The organism is Polynucleobacter difficilis (assembly GCF_003065365.1).
In the GTDB taxonomy this organism is placed as follows: domain Bacteria; phylum Pseudomonadota; class Gammaproteobacteria; order Burkholderiales; family Burkholderiaceae; genus Polynucleobacter; species Polynucleobacter difficilis.
The window spans coordinates 841471-860283 of the sequence record NZ_CP023276.1 but is presented as its reverse complement, the minus strand read 5'-3'; the positions used below and the strand labels follow the sequence as shown (position 1 = coordinate 860283).

The following is an 18813-nucleotide window of genomic DNA, read 5'->3' as shown; positions in this document are numbered from 1 at the left end:
TTTAAATTAAAATACTTCGTTAGTTTTCATATTGCTCAAGGCTATTTCAGATGCTTTTTTCCCGTAAAGCCAAAACATGGCTGGCGTTAAAAAAGTATCCAATAAGGTAGAGCTGATGAGCCCGGAGAAAATAACAACTGCTACCGGATGCAATATCTCTGTACCAGGACGCTCTGCTTCAAATAACAATGGTGCCAAGGCAAAAGCTGTGACCAAAGCTGTCATTAGTACAGGACTTAAGCGCTCAATTGATCCGCGAATAATCATTGCCAGACTAAACGATTCACCTTCTGACTGCATCAAATTTAGGTAATGGCTAATTTTTAAGATTCCGTTACGCACAGATATTCCTGCTAGCGTGATAAATCCTATTAGTGCAGCAATCGAGAGTGGCTGTCCTGAAATCCACAAACCAATCACTGCTCCGACCATAGCCAATGGAATGTTAGACATAATCATTAAAGATAAGCGTATGGACTTATAGCGATTATTTAAAACCGCAAACATCAAGAGAAATGAGCCAATTGATAGCAAGCCAATTACTTTAGATGCCTCTTCTTGCGCTTTAAATTGACCATCTAAAGTAATGAAGTATCCCTCTGGAAGGGTCTGATTAGAAATAACAGCTCTAATGTCAGCCACGATATCCGACAGGGCACGCTTGGAGGCATTAGCCGATAAGATAATTCTTCGCTTACCGCCGTCTCTGCTAATTTGATTTGGGCCATCCCCATCCTCAATACTAGCAATTTTTGAGAGTGGAATTTTTCCATTTGGCGTATCAATCAAGATATCAGCAAGACCTTCTAAATTTCTTGCTGAGTCTGGTAACTTGATCACTAAGGCAAACCGTCGATTACCCTCAATAATTTGCGAGAGTCTCTCCCCTTCAACCATGCCCTGCAAGGTGGCCATAATCTGAGAAGTTGAAACTCCGTATTGCGCTGCTTTATCGTAATCAATTCGCACCTTAATTTGTGGTGCTAAAACCTGCTTTTCTATTTCTAGATCAACTAAGCCTTCAATGCCCGCTAATTTGGATCTCAAAAGATCGGCTTGGCTACGCAGCACGTCTAAATCATCGCCAAAAATCTTAATCGCAATTTGCGACCGAACCCCGGAAAGCATGTGATCTATTCGATGTGAGATTGGCTGACCGATCGCAATTGCAGCGGGTAAGTTAACTAATCTTGACCTAATATCTGCCTGTATCTCAGCCATGGAGCGATCTAAATCACCCGCAGGCTTTAAACCAACATCTAACTCACTCACATGTACACCTTCTGCATGCTCATCCAATTCTGCGCGGCCACTCCTGCGTCCAACATAAGTCACTTCAGGAACCTGCCTGACTAACTTTTCTGCTTGGCTGGCTAGGCCTGCCGATTCAGAGAGTGAGACACCAGGATTTAAACGCAGCCCGATCAGTAAAGTCCCTTCGTTAAAGGGCGGTAAAAATGAGCTCGCCATAAAGGGAACACTGGCAGCAGCTACGATGACGGATGCAAAAGCATACATCAGAGGCTTTTTAGGCGCCGCTAACAACCTTGATAACTGAAACTCATAATGGCTTTTAAGCCAAGTGACAATCTTTGTATCGTGATCCCTCAGGGACTGCATTGAGGGCAGCAGATAAAAGCAGAGTACTGGTGTGATAGTCACTGAAACTAAAAGTGATGCAAGAGTAGAGACTATAAATGCAATACCCAAAGGCACAAATAGTCGCCCCTCTATACCTGGTAATGCAAATAATGGGATGAATACCAAAACGATGATGGCTGTAGCGTAGATAATGCCGGTCCTTACCTCAAGCGAGGCGGCTCTCACAATCGCTAGTGGACTTAATTGATCTAAAGATGCTTTATCTAGATTTGCTCTAAGGCGACGAATCACGTTTTCCACATCAACTACTGCATCATCAACTAGGCCGCCGATTGCAATGGCTAGGCCTCCTAAGGTCATCGTATTAATTGATAAACCAAAGTACTTAAAAACCAGGGCAGTTAAGAGAATTGAAACTGGAATTGCTGTTAATGAGATGAGGACCGGGCGAATTGTTCCTAAAAAGAAATACAGCACTACAGCAACAAAGATTGATGCGCCGATGAGCTTACCCTCTAAAGTGCTAATGGATGCATCAATAAAGCTCGCCTGCCTAAATGTTACTTTTGGAGCTTCCATGCCAGTTGGCAAGCCCTGCTTTAATTCTGCAATAGCTGATTCAATCTTTTTTGTTAGCACTACCGTATCTGCTGAAGGTTGTTTTTGTACACCTAGAATGACTGCTGGCCCACCTTCATAACCGGCATCACCTCGCTTAACTGCTGGTGCAAAAGTAATATCTGCAACTTGTCTTAAAAGTATTGTTTGTCCATTGCGGTTCGATACGGCAATGTTCTTTAAATCTTCAAGGCTAGAAGTTCGCCCTATATGACGAATGAGATACTCACGATTATTAGACTCAAGAAATCCACCAGACGTATTTGCAGAGTAGCCCCGCAATGCATCTTCAATCTGCAATATGCTAAGGCCTAGCTCCGCCATACGACGAGTATTAGGTTGTACTTGAAACTGCCTAACTTGCCCGCCAATAGGAATGACTTGCGCTACCCCGGGGATAGCCATCAATCTGGGTCGCAAAACCCAATCAGCATACTCGCGAACCTGCATGGATGAAATCTTAGATTCATCAATCGGAATGGCAATTTGCATAACCTCACCCATGATCGAACTAATGGGCCCCATACGCGAAACAATGCCATCCGGAATTGCTCCGTCCATAGATGAGAGTCTTTCTGAAACCATTTGCCTAGCGCGATAGATGTCTACAGACCAGTCAAAAGTAACGTATATAAAAGAGAGGCCGGCGCTAGATACTGAGCGAATGGCTTCTACTCCTGGTAAACCATTCATGGCCGTTTCGAGTGGGAATGTAATGAGTTGTTCAACTTCTTCTGAAGCCATTCCGCCAGCCTCAGTCATGATGGTGACAGTAGGCTTATTCAGATCGGGAAAGACATCCACAGGCATCTTGCTTAAGGTGTACGCACCATAGACCATAGATATAGCACTGAGCAAAATCACTATCATGCGATTTTTTAAGCTGAAATCTAATAACCAAGTAAACATGTCTTAGTCCTTAACGAATTTGATTGATGAGTGATGCCCCATCAGTAATGACTCGTTCACCATCTTTAATACCGCTAGTAATAACAATGCTCTGACCATCTAAAGGCTCATATACAACTGTTCTGGGCTCAAATAGTTCTGGGGACTTTTTAATCCAGACAATTGTTTGGTTCGAGCTACTTTTGACTAATGATTTTGAAGGCGCCTTAACTCCAGTGACCTTGCTATCGGTATTTACGAATACTCGAATGGGTTGGCCTATCGGTAAAAATTGGAGATCGTCCGATTTAGCAGAAAAAGTAAGAGGTAAAGCTTGCTCTCTGAGAGCCTGTCCACCACCAAGATACTTGAGCTCAATCACTTTGCCATTGACATCCACTTTGCCATCAGCGATGTTCTTACTCAGATTTGAGTCGTAGGCAAGCGCTTCTATTAATAGCTTAGATGGATTAACGACCTCAAAGATTAAATCTCTTGCTTGAACTACTTGGCCAGATACGACACCCGTAGTAGAAATAATTCCGCTGACTGGGGCTCTTAATTCTTCATTAGCAACCGCGGCTTCTGCCTCTTCAATAGTCTTACGAGGAACTGTATCGCTCAGATCTCGCAAACGCTTTAGTCGACTTTCCGCAAGTGATCTTGATTTTCCTGGGCCAGCCTCTGGCGTTACATACGCCAAGATATCGCCTTTACTCACTTTCTGTCCGGGCAATGGAAAACCAGCTGGTCCCGGCGTAATACGGCCAGCAACAATCGCCTGCACCTTACCGCCAAAGTTAGGATCCATGATGACTTTTCCAGCTAAATCATAGGTTTTGGCATATTCCCCGAACTGGCCGGGAGTTGTCATCACGTGTAACTGGCGTTGCGCAGGCTTGGGAATAAAAAGACTGCCGTCCGACTGTCTTTTCGGGGCGTCGCCTTGCACTTGAGATGCTTCCGACTCGCCATGACCCGGCCCAGCATGAACCTTAAAAGCAAATAGCGCCACAGATAAACCAATAAGAATAAAGGGGCGAAATACAAAATCTCTTTGTTTGCGATTCATACCCGCTCCTTGATTTGTTTAATTAATTTTTTTGTATGCGTCATCAACACCTCTTTCTTGCGATAGGAAAAATAGGCAATTGCCATCAAGAGGCTGAAATAAAGCAAGATTTTTATTGCTGATTTCCAAGTGATCAATGAGGAGCGCTCAAAGGAACTTAGATCGATAGTGGCTGCTAGTATGTCGGTAACATCATCATCATTAATCGTGATAGTGATCGCAGTAGGCTGATCTTTAATTTTATTTTTTAGGCGAAAGAGATACTCTCCATCGCCATGAGGCTCTGAACTAATTTTAGAGCCCTCAAGCTCAATTTCAACCTTAGCTCCTTTGACCAATTCATTGGAGGAGTAGCGATCTAGGTAGAGCGTGATTTCCTTACCATTGATCACTCCTACCGCCTCATAGAGATCAGATTCAGCATAAAAGCGAGGTAATGATTGAGTTTGTGCAGTGGTGGGTTTTTCCTCCCCATGACCAGGCCCTGCATAAGCTGCCGATGCGATTGTCAGAGATAGCGCAATTAATAGTTTTGACGCCAACTGACTATATTTGTTCAATAAATTCATAGTTAAAGTGACCTTACTCTGGTAACAGGCCAAGGGCCTGTCGTAAATTTGAAACTGAAACTGCGTAATTGATTTTTGCAATCGCAGCCTGTCTATTTGCATCCACTGCTTCTAGCTCTATACGTAGTCTTGTGGGCAAATCGGTTTCACCAAAGCGAAATGATTTGTCAAAAAATTGACGTGTTTCATTGGCTAAGTTAGACCTCTTATCTGCAGCGCCAAGCTTCATTTTTGCCGACTTCACTAAAGCCACATTTGATTCCACATTACTTAATGCAGACTCTCGCTCATAGGACAATCGAACCTCTGAATCGACCATCTCAGCTGTAGCACTGGCCAATCTATTAGTATTGCGAGCATCAGAACCAAAAGGAATTCTTAACCCAACAGCAACTGATTGCTGATAGGGAACGCCATAGACTTCACGGCCCTTAGTAGTCCATATTTGCAATTGTGGGGATGCCCGAGTTTGAGACTTTGCTAAGTCAACTGCTTTTTTGGCAACCTCTAACTGATCTACAAGTGCTGCAACGATTGGCAAACTAGAATCTAGTCCTGACAGGTTTTCAGGAACCTTAGGTAACGGTTCAATATTTTTAGCAATGTCACCGAATTGGATTTTCTTGAGATACTCACTTCCCAATAAAGAACGCACCCTTTGCTCAGCATTAATGACATTGGCTTGTGCTTCGACCAAAAAAGCTTCTGATGATGCGAGGGCGCCATTGGCCTGATGAAGATCTGCGCGAGATAAGTCTCCAGCCTTAAATCTCTTTTCAACATCAAGAGCCAAGCTCTTTGCATTCTCATTTCTGCGTAGCGCTAAATCAGACTCAATTTTTGATTTCTGGTAACTCCAATAGGCATCCCTTACTTCAGCTGCAATTCTCAATTGGGATAGATAGTATTGAGACAAAAGCTTTTTATATTCAGCATCCGCTAAATTAATTGAGCTTGACCGCTCATTCCATAACCATAGGGGGATATCTAGACCTAGTATGGTTTCACTAGCGCCTTGATTGGTGTTAGTTCTATCGGTCTTTTGCGACACCTCAACCGAAGCGGGGCTTACCAAAAGGCTGCTAGCAATTTTTTGCTTAGCAAGCGCGGCCTCTACTCGATACTGATAGGACTTGTAGTCAGGTTGGCGCTCCCATGAAGATTCATAGAAGGACTTTAAGGCCGACTCAGCTTTGCGCTCGCCATTAGCCAGCGCAATTGGCGATCCCAATATAAAAACCAATCCAGTAAATTGAATGACGCAGCGACGAACTACGCCCGAATACTCTCGCAACATAAAAACTCCATTTGTTTGTTCAAAACAGAGTTAGCGAGAGGAGAAGAATTAGGTTAAAGCTCTCGCTAACTTAGGCGAGAGCGAACCAATTGGGTTTTTCAGGAGGGGGAGGAGAAATATTGACTAAAAACTCCACTCGAGCATCTTCATAATGAAAGATGGTAGTGGCAATTGAAATGGTAAAAGTGGAATGCAATGCTGGAGAATGCGCCAAATGACAGACTCCACAATCAGAATCGTAGCTTGTAGAATCGCTAGCTGAGGCAATATTGGCTGGTTCCTCATGCTCGTGATGAGAAACATGGGAAGCTGCTGCCCGCTCTTCTTGGCAGTAAGCAGAAACCGTAGCATAGGAGGTTTGTATCGATAAAGCTAGCAGGGCCAGAATTATCAGGATTTTTCTCATTGGCTAATTACAGCATATTTCTTAGTATTTTGCATTATGAGCTTTCTCACAAACGCTTAATGGATTAGCTTTGGATAAAGATGTTACCGACAGCTCATACCAGTAAAACACCTACGCAGGACGATTTTAGTGTTTCTTGATGTCCCTAGGCAGAATCGATCAAAGCTTAAGATGCCCGACTCTGTATCCAGACTGTGGTTTTAAACAACATGCCACTAGGTCCTACTAAATGGTTGAAAAGCGATAATTGCCATACCAATTAAGGCGACTATTGCCCCAACTACATCCCACCTTGTCAGTTCAATTCCTTCAACCAGTCTAAGCCATATCAGAGCAACGACAATATACATACCGCCATACGCCGCATAAGTTCTACCTGCGGCGGTAGGGTGAAGGGTTATCAACCACGCAAATAATAGTAGAGATACTATCGCTGGCAAAAACAACCAAGCAGGCTTATCTTGTCTCAATACAAGCCATGGAAGATAACAACCAATAATCTCGGCTACAGCCGTAATAGCAAATAGTCCTGTGAGTTTTATAAATTCCAAATTACCCTCTTTTAGCTTTACTTCAAACGCAGTATACGAATAGCACCGCTTAATACTAAGAATCCGATAACTAGTCCAATGACCCAATCTGGATAGGGGCTATTGAGCCAAACCACCAATACACCAGCAACAATAACTCCTAGATTTGCCAAAACATCATTGGCGGAGAAGATATAACTGGCTCGCATATGAACGCCATCATTCTTGCGTTTAGATATTAGACATAGGCAGGTGACATTAACCGTCAAAGCAAGTAGCGAAATCCAAATCATGGCATTGGGTTCAGGCATTGTCCCAATGTAAATTTGATAACCCGTACGCCAAAAAGCAAGAGCAGTTAAAAGTAATTCAACCACACCAGCTAATTTAGCGGCTTTGAGCTTGTGCTGTGCGGCTTTACCAACGGCATATAAAGCCACCACATAGACTGCGGCATCGGCAAACATATCCAAAGCATCAGCAATAAGCCCTGCCGATTGGGCAATCCAGCCCGCAATAATCTCAACAAAGAACATCAATCCGTTTAATGCCAAGAGCCAAATTAAGACTTTTCGCTCTTGAGCATCTTTGGCGGCATCCAATTGAATTGGCTTAATTTCAAAGTCTTCTAATACTTGGCTGCTTTCAATCTTTGCCCCAAAACCTAAGGGAACTAATTTATCGAGAACCACATTAGGCTCTTCGCTATGACAAATGATTAATTTTCGATTGGGAATATCAAAATCCATCGTGTGTATTGATAATGAGCCCAATGCCATGCGGATCATCTGCTCTTCCGATGGACAATCCATAGCAGGCACGATGAATATGGTTTTAGAGATTGAGGGATTAAGATGATTTGACATTAAATCAGTAATGTAGCGTAATTTTTGAGGATCATGAGGATAGACCGCTATTGGCCGATTTGGGACATTGGCGCCCTTTTGAATTAGAGCGGGTTAGCGGCTTGTTTGATTTAAATAGGGGTATATACGAGTTGGATGCAGCTCAATCTCAGGCTGCTTCACGCCAAATAACAGCTTAATAAATTTCACATAAGGCGGCGTGTAACTAGGTCTTGGCTTTTGCTTACTGCCGACATACACAAATGCCGAAAACAGCTTTACAGACCCACAACAAAAACAAATCCTTAAATCTTCGGTTGACACAAATGCATCAACGGCAGGCGTCACACTTATAGAGGCGTAGTTCGGCAAGATATGCTCACGATTACAGTCGGGGCATTGATAAATATCGTAGGAAGAAATCCTGGTCATTGATAGCACAATACATTACTTCCATGCACCTTACCGCTGTGATCACATGTATAAGTTTTGACAAAAACTAGAAAAATTGAAATCGTTTGAGCAGATCAATGTGTATGGGTAAAGCGAGGGACCCTTTTTCAAAAATGGGGGGTGCCGGGTGGGTGGGGGTCGGCTTTCAGAAAATTGATGACGGGGTACCCCGCTAAAATTTTGTTAGAGTAATTGCATGGACTTCGACAGCTCAGATAACAGCACCGCTAAATATTCTGGCAAGGTTAAGACTCAAACCTTTAAGCAATTCCACCTGGAGCGCCTCATTAAGGACGGCAAGGTCATTCCAGCATCAAAGCTAGCCGAGACTAAAGAACTGGAGCTGCAGCGCGTCAGAGAGTTTGAGGCGGCGTCAGAAGACGAACAAAGACACCGCACTACATCTACCCCACCACCTAAAGATAAGCTGGATAACATTCCATTGGTCAGGGAACGCTTTGAAGAATAAACGGGTACCGGTGCGGGTACCAGAGAAATATTAGATAAAAAAATAGCCCCGGTTAAGGGGCTAAGTCATTGTTGTATATGGCAAAAAGCAGGTAGGTTGCCAAATTTATTGGCGGAGACGAGAGGATTCGAACCTCCGATCAGAGTTTTAGCCCCGATGCTCCCTTAGCAGGGGAGTGCCTTCGACCAGCTCGGCCACGTCTCCGTATTTCAAAACAGCCCACAGTTTAACGGATGCGCCGTTTCTATGGGATTTTCTTACTTTTGATCGAGTTCAAATGCCTTATGCAAGGCACGTACGGCTAACTCCATGTACTTCTCATCGATCACGACTGAAATCTTGATCTCGCTCGTCGAAATCATCAGAATATTGATGCCCTCTTCCGATAAGGTACGGAACATCTTGCTAGCTACGCCCACATGCGAACGCATACCAACGCCAACAACCGATACCTTCGACACTTTAGGATCGCCTGCGATTTCCTTGGCTTCAATATGTGCCTGCACCGTATTTTTGAGCAGATCCATAGCCTTTTGGTAATCGGCTCTGGGTACGGTAAAGGTAAAGTCGGTTTTACCATCCACGGATTGATTCTGAATAATCATGTCAACGTCGATATTGGCATCGGCTATGGGACCCAGAATCTGGTAAGCAATACCAGGACGATCCGGTACGCTGAGTACGGTAATTTTGGCTTCATCGCGGGCAAAGGCGATGCCTGAAATAACGGCGGCTTCCATGGTGCTGTCCTCTTCAAATGTAATCAAGGTACCCGACTTCATTTCAGTATCAAGGGGTATCAGTGGGTCGGTCAACGACGACAGAACCCGGGTTTTGACTTTGTATTTACCAGCAAACTCAACCGAACGAATTTGCAAAACCTTAGAGCCAAGGCTGGCCATTTCCAGCATCTCTTCAAAGGTGATCTTATCGAGGCGGCGGGCATCTTCACATACCCGTGGATCGGTGGTGTAAACCCCATCCACATCGGTGTAAATCAAGCACTCGTCTGCTTTCAGTGCGGCAGCCATGGCCACTGCGGAAGTATCCGAGCCACCACGACCCAAAGTCGTAATGTTGCCATTGGGGTCAACCCCCTGAAAGCCGGTTACGACGACTGCTCTGCCCGCATTGAGATCAGCCATGATCTTTTGATCATCGATGCCCATAATGCGCGCTTTGGTGAAGGCAGAGTCGGTATGAATGGTGACTTGCCAGCCTGCATAACTCACCGCATCAATGCCCTCTTTATGGAGCGCTAGAGCTAACAAGCCAGAGCTGACTTGTTCGCCAGTGGAAGCAATTTGATCTAATTCCCTTGGATTGGCGCTCGGGTTAATGTCTCGAGCAAGGCCAAGTAAACGATTGGTTTCGCCGGACATCGCCGACGGGACGACCACAACCTGATGGCCAGCACGCATCCATTTAGCGACGCGTTTGGCGACATTCTGGATACGCTCAACCGAGCCCATCGAGGTGCCACCGTATTTGTGAACAATTAATGCCATAGGGGGTATGCAGTTAAAAACGAGGTGAATTGCCTAAAGGCGCTATTTTACAGCGTTTTGACTGGCAAGCCACTCTAAAGGGGCTTCCACTCCGGCAACATCCGCCTGCCCGTGCAGACCAAATGGGGGTAACTCACCCCTATCCCCGCCACCGCAATCAGCTCGCCATCAATGTATAAGAGTGGGGCCTGGCGCTGCCAGGGTGGAACTGCATTTTCTTGGTACAGGTTTTTCAGTGTCTTACGCGGCCCACTGGCAGAGACCTGTAAACGCTCAGCGCCGCTGCGCTCACGAAACTCCACCGCACCTGTTTTCTTGGACTTCGTAATCCATGCAGCCGGTAGCCCCCCTTGAGCGCTACCTGTTGGAACAGAAACAAAAGTCCACTCGCCTTCCTCTGGCTTTGCCGATGCACCGATCTGCAGCTGCCCCCGCCACAATCGAATGCTGCATTCATCATGCAGCCACTCCAGTTTGGCATCGCTACGAGCCTGCTGTAAATCTAGCCACCATGCTTGGAGGCGCTCATAAGATGGCATCGCCAAACCAGCGACCTTAAGCCAGTACCGCAACAGATTATTTGCCGCCGCAGGATCGCTTGCATTCAAGGCAAGCAAGGGCTGCACGCTGAGGGTATTGGTTTTAGTGTTGTTAATCTTTTTGCCGTCCTGCTGAGCCAGGCGATCCAGCAATTGCTGGGCCTGCGCCAACATATCGGCACTGCGCGCAAGATTGGCAGTAGCGCCAGGTTGAATGCTTTCCAACTTGGGCAATATGCTCTTGCGGATCGCGTTACGCCGATACTTGCTACTGCGATTACTGGGATCTTCAATCCATTTCAGCTTATGTTCGCGAGCATAGGCTTCGAGCTCGTCGCGACTTAAGCGCAGCAATGGTCGCCAAAGCGTAATGCTGCTGGTCTGTTCTGTGGATGTCGCCAGCGCCCTACTCTCCGGCATGCTCGATAAGCCGGCAACTCCAGCGCCACGCAGCAATTGCAACAACACGGTTTCAGCTTGATCGTTTTGGTGGTGCGCGAGCAAAAGATCCTGAACGCCGTGATAGGCGCATAGCTCAGTCAATGCCTCATAGCGTGCAGCACGCGCTCTCGCCTCGATGTTTCCAGGGTTTAATTTGGTATCGATGTGCAACAAACGAAAATCAAAACCGATCTTATATTTTTTGGCGAGCGCTTCACAAAACAAGAGCCACTCATCGGCTGCTTTTTGTAATCCATGGTGGATATGAAAAGCGAAAATACTTGGTTTATCTGATTTTGTTGTGTGGGCCTGATGCAGTCGGCAAATGGAGTCGAGCAACACCACGGAATCAAGGCCGCCACTGAAAGCAATTGCTAATTGAGGTGGAGCACCGGTTCGATTGTCTGCCCCCAAACGCAAGGCATCGCGGGTGGATTGCGCCAGCCCTACCGTGGGCTTAGGCCTTGGGATTGGTTTCCTTGAACTTGCCATAGCTCATCAGGCGCTCATGGCGACGCTCGAGCAGCGTATCGACATCCATCGACTGAAACACCTTTAGTGACTCGGTTAATGCTTTACGCATGTTATCCATCATGCTCGCGTAGTCACGGTGCGCACCGCCAGTCGGCTCAGACACAATCTTGTCGATTAAGCCAAGGCCTTTCAAGCGCTGGGCAGTCAGAGCCAACTGCTCGGCCGCTTCCGGCGCCTTTGCGGCGGTCTTCCATAAAATGGAAGCGCAGCCCTCTGGCGAAATAACGGAATAGGTTGAGTTTTGCAACATCAACACGACATCGCCCATTGCAATCGCCAAGGCGCCGCCCGAACCGCCTTCACCAATGATCGTGGCAATAATCGGTACAGTTAATTCTGCTTGGGTATACAGGTTGTGACCAATCGCCTCAGACTGATTGCGCTCTTCGGCATCAATACCCGGAAACGCGCCGGGTGTATCCACAAATGTAAATACAGGAATCTGAAACTTCTCGGCAAGTCGCATTAGGCGCATTGCTTTGCGATAGCCCTCAGGCCGACTCATACCAAAGTTTCGTAAGGCGCGTTCTTTGGTGTCGCGTCCTTTTTGATGACCAATCACCATGCATGCTGTGCCATTGAAACGGGCTAAGCCGCCAATAATCGATTGATCGTCTGCGAATGTGCGGTCTCCATGCAACTCATGAAAATCAGTAAACAGGCCGCTGACGTAATCCAAGGTATAGGGGCGCTGCGGATGACGTGCCACTTGAGATACTTGCCATGGGGTCAGCGCTGCATAAATGTCTTTGATCAGTTGCTGGCTTTTTTCAGAGAGCGTCTTGATCTCATCGGAGATGTCGACCGAGGACTCATCCTGCACAAAACGCAGTTCGTCGATCTTCGCCTCTAACTCGGCGATGGATTGCTCAAAATCCAAAAAAGTAGTCTTCATGGCTTGATTTTAGTATTCCACGGGAATGGGGTCGATACTTCGCCACATATACCAGGTTGCAACCGTCCTCCACGGGGCCCAATTGGCAGCAACCTCCCTAGCCTCATGGCGACTAACCGGCTCACCACTGAAATAATTGAGGGAAATGGCCTTAATCAGGCCAATATCGTCCAAAGGCAGGATATCTGGCCGGATCATATTGAATATTAAGAACATTTCTGCGGTCCAGCGACCAATGCCCCGAATGGTGCTCAGCTCCCGGATCACGCTTTCGTCGTCCATATCACGCCATTGGTTGGCATGCAGTCGCCCCGAAGCAAAGTGATCGGCCAAATCGCGAATGTACTCCACCTTGCGACCGGAAAGCCCCGCAGCCCGAAGTGTTTCTGGCGTTGCGGCCAAAATACGGGCAGGGGTCACTTTTTTGCCAACGGCAATCACCATACGATCCCACACTGCTTGCGCAGCCGATACCGAGATTTGCTGACCGACAATCGCCCTTGCCAAGGTAGTGAATGGATCTCCGCGCGTAACCAAAAAGCCCGTCCCATACTTTGGAATGAGCTTTTTCAGAATGCGGTCATTTTTCATGAGCTCTTGGCAAGCTTGGTCCCAATAATCCGGCGCCATCACGCTTAAGCTGGGTTCGCCTTGGTTGGGTGGCAGCACACGTTCCGCCGCCTTGCCAGCGGCTTTAGATGCTGCGGCTTTGCGCACAGGGGATTTTTTTGCTGCTGGCTTCTTTACGCTCGTCGCCATTCGGTGATCCCTCCTGGCTTATCTTCCAAGACAACGCCTTGCTTGAGTAAATCAGCTCGGATTGCATCTGCTTTTTCAAATGCTTTCGCTTGCTTTGCTGCAGCGCGCGCGGCAATGTATTCCTCGATGGCAGTTGCATCCAATTCACCCGCATTACCGCCTTGCAGAAAAGCGGATGGATCGCGCTCTAAAAATCCTAAAACACTAGCCAGGCTCTGCAATGCTTGGGTAAGCGCATGAACCGCATCAAACTCACCCGCTGCATGCTTTCGATTGAGTTCACTGGCAAGATCAAACAAAACCGCAATCGCATCGGGCGTATTGAAGTCATCGTCCATCGCCGCGTTAAAACGCTGGACCCATGGCGCAGCGAACGAAGCATCCTGCTTTGCTGGCGCAGCCATGCCGTTTGCTTGGGCTAAGGCGGTGTAAAGACGAGCGAGTCCGGAGCGGGATTCATCGAGCTGAACATCGCTGTAATTGATCGGGCTACGGTAATGCGCACGCAGCATAAAGAAGCGAATCACTTCAGGGTCATATTGCTGTAGTACATCACGAATCAAAAAGAAATTGCCCAGCGACTTAGACATCTTTTCTTGATTCACCCGAATGTGCCCGTTGTGCATCCAGTAATTTACCCAAGGCGTGTCGCTGTCACTCCGGTCTTGGCCGTAGAGCGCCCCTTCGGTTTGGGCTATCTCATTCTCATGGTGTGGGAATTGCAAATCGGCGCCGCCACCATGAATGTCAAAGTGCTGCCCTAACAGTGCGCATGACATCGCCGAGCACTCAATGTGCCAGCCTGGTCTACCTTCGCCCCAAGGGGATTGCCAGCGCGTGTCACTAGGCTCATCTTCTTTCGCACTTTTCCATAAAACAAAATCAAGTGGATCGCGTTTACCGCTGCCGACTGCAACGCGCTCGCCCGCATTGAGATCATCAAGCGATTTTCCAGATAAACGGCCGTAGCCTAGAAAGCGGCGAACCGCGTAGTTCACATCGCCATCGTCTGCTTGGTAGGCGATCTCTTGCTCCATCAAACGACCAATCATCCCCTGCATTTGTTCAATATAGGCAGTCGCTCGTGGCTCTTGATCGGGCCGCATCAAACCGAGGGCATCCGAATCGGCATGCATGGCATCAATAAAGCGCTGCGTTAGGGCCGCAATCGGCTCGCCATTCTCAATTGCGCGCTGAATAATCTTGTCGTCGATGTCCGTGATATTGCGGACATAAATGACCTCGTACCCGCTGGCACGCAACCACCGCGCCACCATGTCAAAGACAATCATCACGCGGGCATGGCCAATATGGCAAAAATCGTATACCGTCATACCGCAGACGTACATCTTGACCTGACCTGAAACCAAGGGGGTAAAGACCTGTTTGGAGCGATTGAGGGTGTTATAAATTTGCAGCATAGGCGCTAAAGAAGGGGCAAGTCGGATAAAACAAGCGTGATTTGTTAGACTGAGCGCTGAGTATATCGAATACGTCCCCTCTTTACCCCTTTAAGCCCTGCCACCATGACCTCAAGCCCGCCATTGCAGACACCCCCGCAAGCGAATGCATCTGCGTTGGGCATCGGCTTGGGATTGCTGCTGATTGCATTAATGCTGCCTAGCCAGGTTAACGCGCAGGCCTTTGGTAATCCAGCACCAGTCCAAGATCAGCCCAGCACCGTGATCGCTCCATTTTTAGGGGGTTTTGGACCCAATGAGCCTCCCAGGCTTTCCACCAATGCGGGATTCGACCCCCTACCCCCCGAACTCTCTGAAACCGTTGCTCTGCCCTTCTTATCGTTTTTGATCATTGAACCCGATCCAGTTGTGCGCAATGGCATTCCTACTGAAATTGAAAAACTGGTCAAAGCCCAAAAATATTCTGAAGCAATCAAGCGTATTAATGAACTCCTCATTAAAAATCCCCGCAATGTGCAATTGCGTTTTGTATTGGCTCGACTGCAGATCGAGTTAAAGCAATATGCAGCAGCACAGAAAACCTTGATTGAAATCACCCAGCAGTTCCCGGAGTTGGCCGAGCCTTACAACAACTTAGCTGCACTGGCTGCGAATCAAGGCCAATGGATAGAAGCGCGAGACTATTTGGAGCTCGCCCTGAAACTCAAACCAAGCTACGCAATTGCGTCTGCTAATTTGGGCGAAGTCTATACCCGCCTTGCTGCGAAATCGTATATTGATGCCGCTAAACAACGCAACAATCAGCGCGAATACCAACGTCGCGCTACGGCTCTGCTTGGTATTTTGAAGACGCCTCAGGCCAGTAACAATCCGCCTAGCACATCCAAACCCATTACCAACCCTCAAGAAAGTAAACCCAGCAATGGCACAAGTACTCCTCAAAACCAATAAAGGCGACATCACCCTCACACTGGATGCTGAAAAAGCCCCCAAGACCGTCGCTAACTTTTTAGCCTACGTTAATAGCGGTCACTACGATGGCACCATCTTTCACCGCGTCATTGATAACTTCATGATTCAGGGTGGCGGCATGGCGCCGGGCATGAAACAAAAGCCCACCCAAGCCGAGATTGAAAATGAAGCCAATAATGGCCTCAAAAATGTGAACGGCTCAATTGCGATGGCTCGCACCAGCGAACCGCATTCAGCAAGCTCCCAGTTTTTCATTAACGTGAATGACAATGACTTTTTAAACCACACTTCGCCAACGGCACAGGGCTGGGGTTATGCTGTATTTGGAGCGGTTAGCGATGGTATGGATGTAGTCAACGCCATTCGTAAAGTGAAAACCGGCAGCTCAGGATTTCATCAAGACGTACCAACCGAAGATGTGGTGATTGAGAAAGCAACCGTTCTTGCTGAATAATTCCAGCACACCTTCGATCGATCGGCTCTGGGCATAACCGTCTGATGCAGTTCAGTCACGCTAGCGCCTTTCTGATTTCGGATTTGCACCTGACGCCGTCAATGCCCTTGACGGCGCAACGCTTTTTTGACTTCTGCGAAAAAGAAGCGCGCGAAGTCGAGGCGGTTTTTATCTTGGGTGATTTATTTGAGTATTGGGTGGGCGATGATGCCAATGCGCAATCGCCCTTCCACAGCGAAGTCAAGAATGCCTTAGTAGCCCTACCTAGTCGTGTAAAGACGTATTACATGCATGGCAATCGGGATTTTTTGGTTGGCAATGCATTTTTGAGAAAAACGGGCATGACTTTATTGCCTGACCCATGCACCGTTCAGATAGCCGGCGATGAATACACTTTGAGCCATGGCGATAGTTTATGCACTGCTGATAGCGGTTACCAGTTGTACCGTAACTGGACACGCAAGCCATCGATTCAAAAATGGTTTCTCCGCCTGCCACTGTCTTGGCGTCATGCGATTGCCGATCGCCTACGAAAAAATAGCAAAGCTCAATATCGCCGTGATACGCGCCTTAGTCTCGATGGCGACAACCCAAAAGGCAATGTCACGGTAGAGGCATGCGCCGCATTGATGCGATCACAATCAAGCCATAAACTGATTCACGGTCATACCCACTTGCCCGCCCGCCATCACGAGAGCCTTGAGGGCATAGAGTGGCAACGCTGGGTTCTGTCCGACTGGGATTTAGACCATCCTGAAACGTACTTGCCCAAAGCCAGCGCCTTGCGCATTGATCAGCACGGAGTGCGTTACTTGGATTTAGTTAAAAACTAAATCCGTCTGCGCTGCATTGCTGAATTGAGATTTAGGCTTTACTGTACTTTGCCAATTGTTGTGCCAACTGAGCAAAGATGCGGGGATTGCCTGCCATAATTTCGCCGCTATCGAGGTAGTTTTCTTCGCCACGGTAAGTGCCAACCAAACCGCCGGCTTCGGTAATCAGTAAGGCACCTGCCGCCATATCCCATGGCTTTAGTCCGCTCTCAAAAAAACCATCGTAACGCCCCGCTGCTACATAAGCCAAATCGAGCGAAGCGGCACCAGGGCGACGCAATCCAGCGCACTGCGCCGTCATGTCAGCAAACATCTTTAAGTAGGTTTGGAGGTCTTGGTCTTCGCGATATGGGAAGCCCGTGCCCAGCAAGCAATTACTTAAGCGGGCTTGGCCTGCTACGCGTAAGCGCCGACGATCCAAGTAAGTGCCGCTGCCGCGGGTGGCCGTAAACAGCTCGTCGCGATTCGGATCATAGACTACTGCCTGCTGGGTTACACCGGCAACCGAGAGGGCAATCGATACCGCGTATTGCGGAAAACCATGGATGAAGTTGGTGGTGCCGTCCAGTGGATCAATGATCCAAACAGACTCTGCTCCAGGATTATGTTCACCAGTTTCTTCTGCTAAAAAACCATGGGTTGGATAGGCGTCGCTGAGGATTTCAATAATGGCTTCCTCAGCCGCTTTATCGACCTCCGTTACAAAATCATTGTGCTGCTTACGGTCAACCTGCAGCCGCTCTAAATTCAGAGAGGCGCGATTTATCACGTTTCCGGCACGACGGGCAGCCTTGATGGCCACATTTAACATGGGGTGCATATATAGTGGTGAACAAATTAAATAAGAACAAGCCCAAAGCCAATAGCGAGCTAACAGCTTGATTCTAAACGATCAGATAGCCATCCCATGAAAAATAAGGACCCTATGTCCCCGGAACTACCCCGCAATCAGTACGCAGCGGATGCATTTGCCCAGCTTCGGACGATCTTGGTTGAGACGAGCCACCCCGGCAATGTGGGTTCAACCGCGCGGGCATTAAAGACCATGGGCTTTCATGACCTGTGTTTGGTCAACCCTAAGACGCCAGGGTTAGCACAGGAACCCGAGGCGGTAGCCTTGGCCAGTGGCGCCATGGATGTATTGAATGCAAGCTCAGTAGAGGCTGACCTAAATGCTGCTGTAGCCGGCTGTACCTTGGTACTGGGATTAACCAGCCGCGATCGTGAGTTTGGGCCGCCTGGACTGGATTGGCTAGAAGCACGTGAGCGCATTGTTACTCAATTAAGCCAAGGAAAGCGAGTTGCATTGATGTTTGGACCCGAGCGCACCGGCCTTGATAATGCCCATTTGGCCCTGTGCAGTCACCGTGTGTGGCTTGAGGCCAATCCTGCTTACCCCTCCCTGAATTTAGCCCAAGCGGTCATGGTCTGCGCCTATAGCCTACGCGAGGGCCTCATTCAGGCGCTCGGCACTGCTGGCGCTGATTTAGCCCAGAGGGTGGGCTCTGAAGACCGAGCCGATCCCGCTGCCGTTGCCGCAATGCTGGAGCATTTGCGTTTAGGACTGGAGTCGATTGGGTACCTGAACCCCGAAAATCCCAAGAAACTCATGGCTAGACTTGCAGCCCTTTTTGCCCGAGCTGAGCTGCAAACCGAGGAAATTGACTTGCTGCGGGGCATTGCAAAACAGATGCTCCTGAGAAAATAG

General features: G+C 47.9%; 18 protein-coding genes and 1 tRNA gene. 5 read left to right on the top strand and 14 right to left on the bottom strand.

Annotation, left to right across the window (positions count from 1 at the left end):
- Nucleotides 1-6: 6 nt before the first annotated feature.
- The 7 genes from AOC34_RS04385 to AOC34_RS04355 form a co-directional block, all read right to left on the bottom strand.
- Nucleotides 7-3129 (bottom strand): efflux RND transporter permease subunit, encoded by a 3123-nt coding sequence (locus AOC34_RS04385; protein ID WP_108468942.1) that lies wholly within the window; start codon nucleotides 3127-3129, stop codon nucleotides 7-9.
- Nucleotides 3130-3139: 10 nt separating this feature from the next.
- Complete coding sequence (locus AOC34_RS04380; RefSeq protein WP_108468941.1) at nucleotides 3140-4180, bottom strand: efflux RND transporter periplasmic adaptor subunit; 1041 nt, start codon at nucleotides 4178-4180, stop codon at nucleotides 3140-3142.
- Nucleotides 4177-4749 (bottom strand): hypothetical protein, encoded by a 573-nt coding sequence (locus AOC34_RS04375; RefSeq protein ID WP_108468940.1) that lies wholly within the window; start codon nucleotides 4747-4749, stop codon nucleotides 4177-4179. Before AOC34_RS04375 ends, AOC34_RS04380 begins: the two co-directional genes overlap by 4 nt.
- Nucleotides 4750-4762: 13 nt before the next feature.
- Nucleotides 4763-5980 carry a TolC family protein gene (locus AOC34_RS04370; RefSeq protein ID WP_159074809.1) on the bottom strand — a complete coding sequence of 406 codons (1218 nt, stop codon included), beginning with the start codon at nucleotides 5978-5980 and terminating at the stop codon, nucleotides 4763-4765.
- Nucleotides 5981-6116: 136 nt separating this feature from the next.
- Complete coding sequence (locus AOC34_RS04365) at nucleotides 6117-6452, bottom strand: hypothetical protein (RefSeq protein WP_159074808.1); 336 nt, start codon at nucleotides 6450-6452, stop codon at nucleotides 6117-6119.
- Between the two features lie 215 nt (nucleotides 6453-6667).
- Nucleotides 6668-7003: a YnfA family protein gene (locus AOC34_RS04360; protein ID WP_108468937.1), complete on the bottom strand. Its 336-nt coding sequence runs from the start codon at nucleotides 7001-7003 to the stop codon at nucleotides 6668-6670.
- Nucleotides 7004-7020: 17 nt separating this feature from the next.
- Entirely contained in the window at nucleotides 7021-7848 is an 828-nt protein-coding gene (locus AOC34_RS04355; protein ID WP_108468936.1) for a cation transporter, read from the bottom strand.
- Nucleotides 7849-8476: 628 nt separating this feature from the next.
- Here AOC34_RS04355 and AOC34_RS04350 point away from each other — a divergent pair.
- A complete protein-coding gene (locus AOC34_RS04350; RefSeq protein ID WP_108468935.1) occupies nucleotides 8477-8749 on the top strand; it encodes a hypothetical protein in 273 nt (90 codons plus the stop codon).
- Nucleotides 8750-8858: 109 nt separating this feature from the next.
- Here the strand turns inward: AOC34_RS04350 and AOC34_RS04345 are convergent.
- The 6 genes from AOC34_RS04345 to cysS all read right to left on the bottom strand — a co-directional run bounded on the left by AOC34_RS04345 (nucleotide 8859) and on the right by cysS (nucleotide 14846).
- Nucleotides 8859-8953: transfer RNA gene (locus AOC34_RS04345), tRNA-Ser, on the bottom strand.
- A 53-nt stretch (nucleotides 8954-9006) separates the two neighbouring features.
- Nucleotides 9007-10257, bottom strand: coding sequence for an aspartate kinase (locus AOC34_RS04340; RefSeq protein ID WP_108468934.1), 1251 nt, complete (start codon nucleotides 10255-10257; stop codon nucleotides 9007-9009).
- A gap of 74 nt (nucleotides 10258-10331) precedes the next feature.
- Nucleotides 10332-11729, bottom strand: a complete 1398-nt coding sequence (gene tilS, locus AOC34_RS04335) for a tRNA lysidine(34) synthetase TilS (RefSeq protein ID WP_108468933.1) — start codon at nucleotides 11727-11729, stop codon at nucleotides 10332-10334.
- Nucleotides 11695-12666, bottom strand: a complete 972-nt coding sequence (locus AOC34_RS04330; protein ID WP_108468932.1) for an acetyl-CoA carboxylase carboxyltransferase subunit alpha — start codon at nucleotides 12664-12666, stop codon at nucleotides 11695-11697. Before AOC34_RS04330 ends, tilS begins: the two co-directional genes overlap by 35 nt.
- 9 nt (nucleotides 12667-12675) lie before the next feature.
- A complete protein-coding gene (locus tag AOC34_RS04325; RefSeq protein ID WP_108468931.1) occupies nucleotides 12676-13425 on the bottom strand; it encodes a DNA-3-methyladenine glycosylase family protein in 750 nt (249 codons plus the stop codon).
- Nucleotides 13410-14846 carry a cysteine--tRNA ligase gene (gene cysS, locus AOC34_RS04320; protein ID WP_108468930.1) on the bottom strand — a complete coding sequence of 479 codons (1437 nt, stop codon included), beginning with the start codon at nucleotides 14844-14846 and terminating at the stop codon, nucleotides 13410-13412. Before cysS ends, AOC34_RS04325 begins: the two co-directional genes overlap by 16 nt.
- Before the next feature lie 105 nt (nucleotides 14847-14951).
- Between cysS and AOC34_RS04315 the strand changes: the two genes are divergently transcribed.
- Genes AOC34_RS04315 through AOC34_RS04305 form a run of 3 tightly spaced genes read left to right on the top strand, consistent with a single transcriptional unit; the run spans nucleotide 14952 to nucleotide 17105 of the window.
- Nucleotides 14952-15797, top strand: coding sequence for a tetratricopeptide repeat protein (locus AOC34_RS04315; protein WP_108468929.1), 846 nt, complete (start codon nucleotides 14952-14954; stop codon nucleotides 15795-15797).
- Complete coding sequence (locus tag AOC34_RS04310) at nucleotides 15769-16272, top strand: peptidylprolyl isomerase (protein WP_108468928.1); 504 nt, start codon at nucleotides 15769-15771, stop codon at nucleotides 16270-16272. The genes AOC34_RS04315 and AOC34_RS04310 overlap by 29 nt, the downstream gene beginning before the upstream one ends.
- 44 nt (nucleotides 16273-16316) lie before the next feature.
- Nucleotides 16317-17105 (top strand): UDP-2,3-diacylglucosamine diphosphatase, encoded by a 789-nt coding sequence (locus AOC34_RS04305; RefSeq protein ID WP_108468927.1) that lies wholly within the window; start codon nucleotides 16317-16319, stop codon nucleotides 17103-17105.
- 31 nt (nucleotides 17106-17136) lie between these two features.
- Here AOC34_RS04305 and AOC34_RS04300 read toward each other — a convergent pair whose 3' ends face one another.
- Nucleotides 17137-17925 (bottom strand): inositol monophosphatase family protein, encoded by a 789-nt coding sequence (locus AOC34_RS04300; protein ID WP_108468926.1) that lies wholly within the window; start codon nucleotides 17923-17925, stop codon nucleotides 17137-17139.
- A 105-nt stretch (nucleotides 17926-18030) separates the two neighbouring features.
- Here AOC34_RS04300 and AOC34_RS04295 point away from each other — a divergent pair, with 105 nt between their 5' ends.
- Nucleotides 18031-18813, top strand: coding sequence for an RNA methyltransferase (locus AOC34_RS04295; protein ID WP_108468925.1), 783 nt, complete (start codon nucleotides 18031-18033; stop codon nucleotides 18811-18813).

What these genes read in the sequence shown, in the direction of transcription:
- AOC34_RS04385 (WP_108468942.1), bottom strand. Translation starts at nt 3,129, where the DNA reads ATGTTTACTTGGTTATTAGATTTCAGCTTAAAAAATCGCATGATAGTG.
- AOC34_RS04380 (WP_108468941.1), bottom strand. Translation starts at nt 4,180, where the DNA reads ATGAATCGCAAACAAAGAGATTTTGTATTTCGCCCCTTTATTCTTATT.
- AOC34_RS04375 (WP_108468940.1), bottom strand. Translation starts at nt 4,749, where the DNA reads ATGAATTTATTGAACAAATATAGTCAGTTGGCGTCAAAACTATTAATT.
- AOC34_RS04365 (WP_159074808.1), bottom strand. Translation starts at nt 6,452, where the DNA reads ATGAGAAAAATCCTGATAATTCTGGCCCTGCTAGCTTTATCGATACAA.
- AOC34_RS04355 (WP_108468936.1), bottom strand. Translation starts at nt 7,848, where the DNA reads ATGTCAAATCATCTTAATCCCTCAATCTCTAAAACCATATTCATCGTG.
- AOC34_RS04350 (WP_108468935.1), top strand. Translation starts at nt 8,477, where the DNA reads ATGGACTTCGACAGCTCAGATAACAGCACCGCTAAATATTCTGGCAAG.
- AOC34_RS04340 (WP_108468934.1), bottom strand. Translation starts at nt 10,257, where the DNA reads ATGGCATTAATTGTTCACAAATACGGTGGCACCTCGATGGGCTCGGTT.
- tilS (WP_108468933.1), bottom strand. Translation starts at nt 11,729, where the DNA reads ATGGCAAGTTCAAGGAAACCAATCCCAAGGCCTAAGCCCACGGTAGGG.
- AOC34_RS04330 (WP_108468932.1), bottom strand. Translation starts at nt 12,666, where the DNA reads ATGAAGACTACTTTTTTGGATTTTGAGCAATCCATCGCCGAGTTAGAG.
- AOC34_RS04325 (WP_108468931.1), bottom strand. Translation starts at nt 13,425, where the DNA reads ATGGCGACGAGCGTAAAGAAGCCAGCAGCAAAAAAATCCCCTGTGCGC.
- cysS (WP_108468930.1), bottom strand. Translation starts at nt 14,846, where the DNA reads ATGCTGCAAATTTATAACACCCTCAATCGCTCCAAACAGGTCTTTACC.
- AOC34_RS04315 (WP_108468929.1), top strand. Translation starts at nt 14,952, where the DNA reads ATGACCTCAAGCCCGCCATTGCAGACACCCCCGCAAGCGAATGCATCT.
- AOC34_RS04310 (WP_108468928.1), top strand. Translation starts at nt 15,769, where the DNA reads ATGGCACAAGTACTCCTCAAAACCAATAAAGGCGACATCACCCTCACA.
- AOC34_RS04305 (WP_108468927.1), top strand. Translation starts at nt 16,317, where the DNA reads ATGCAGTTCAGTCACGCTAGCGCCTTTCTGATTTCGGATTTGCACCTG.
- AOC34_RS04300 (WP_108468926.1), bottom strand. Translation starts at nt 17,925, where the DNA reads ATGCACCCCATGTTAAATGTGGCCATCAAGGCTGCCCGTCGTGCCGGA.
- AOC34_RS04295 (WP_108468925.1), top strand. Translation starts at nt 18,031, where the DNA reads ATGTCCCCGGAACTACCCCGCAATCAGTACGCAGCGGATGCATTTGCC.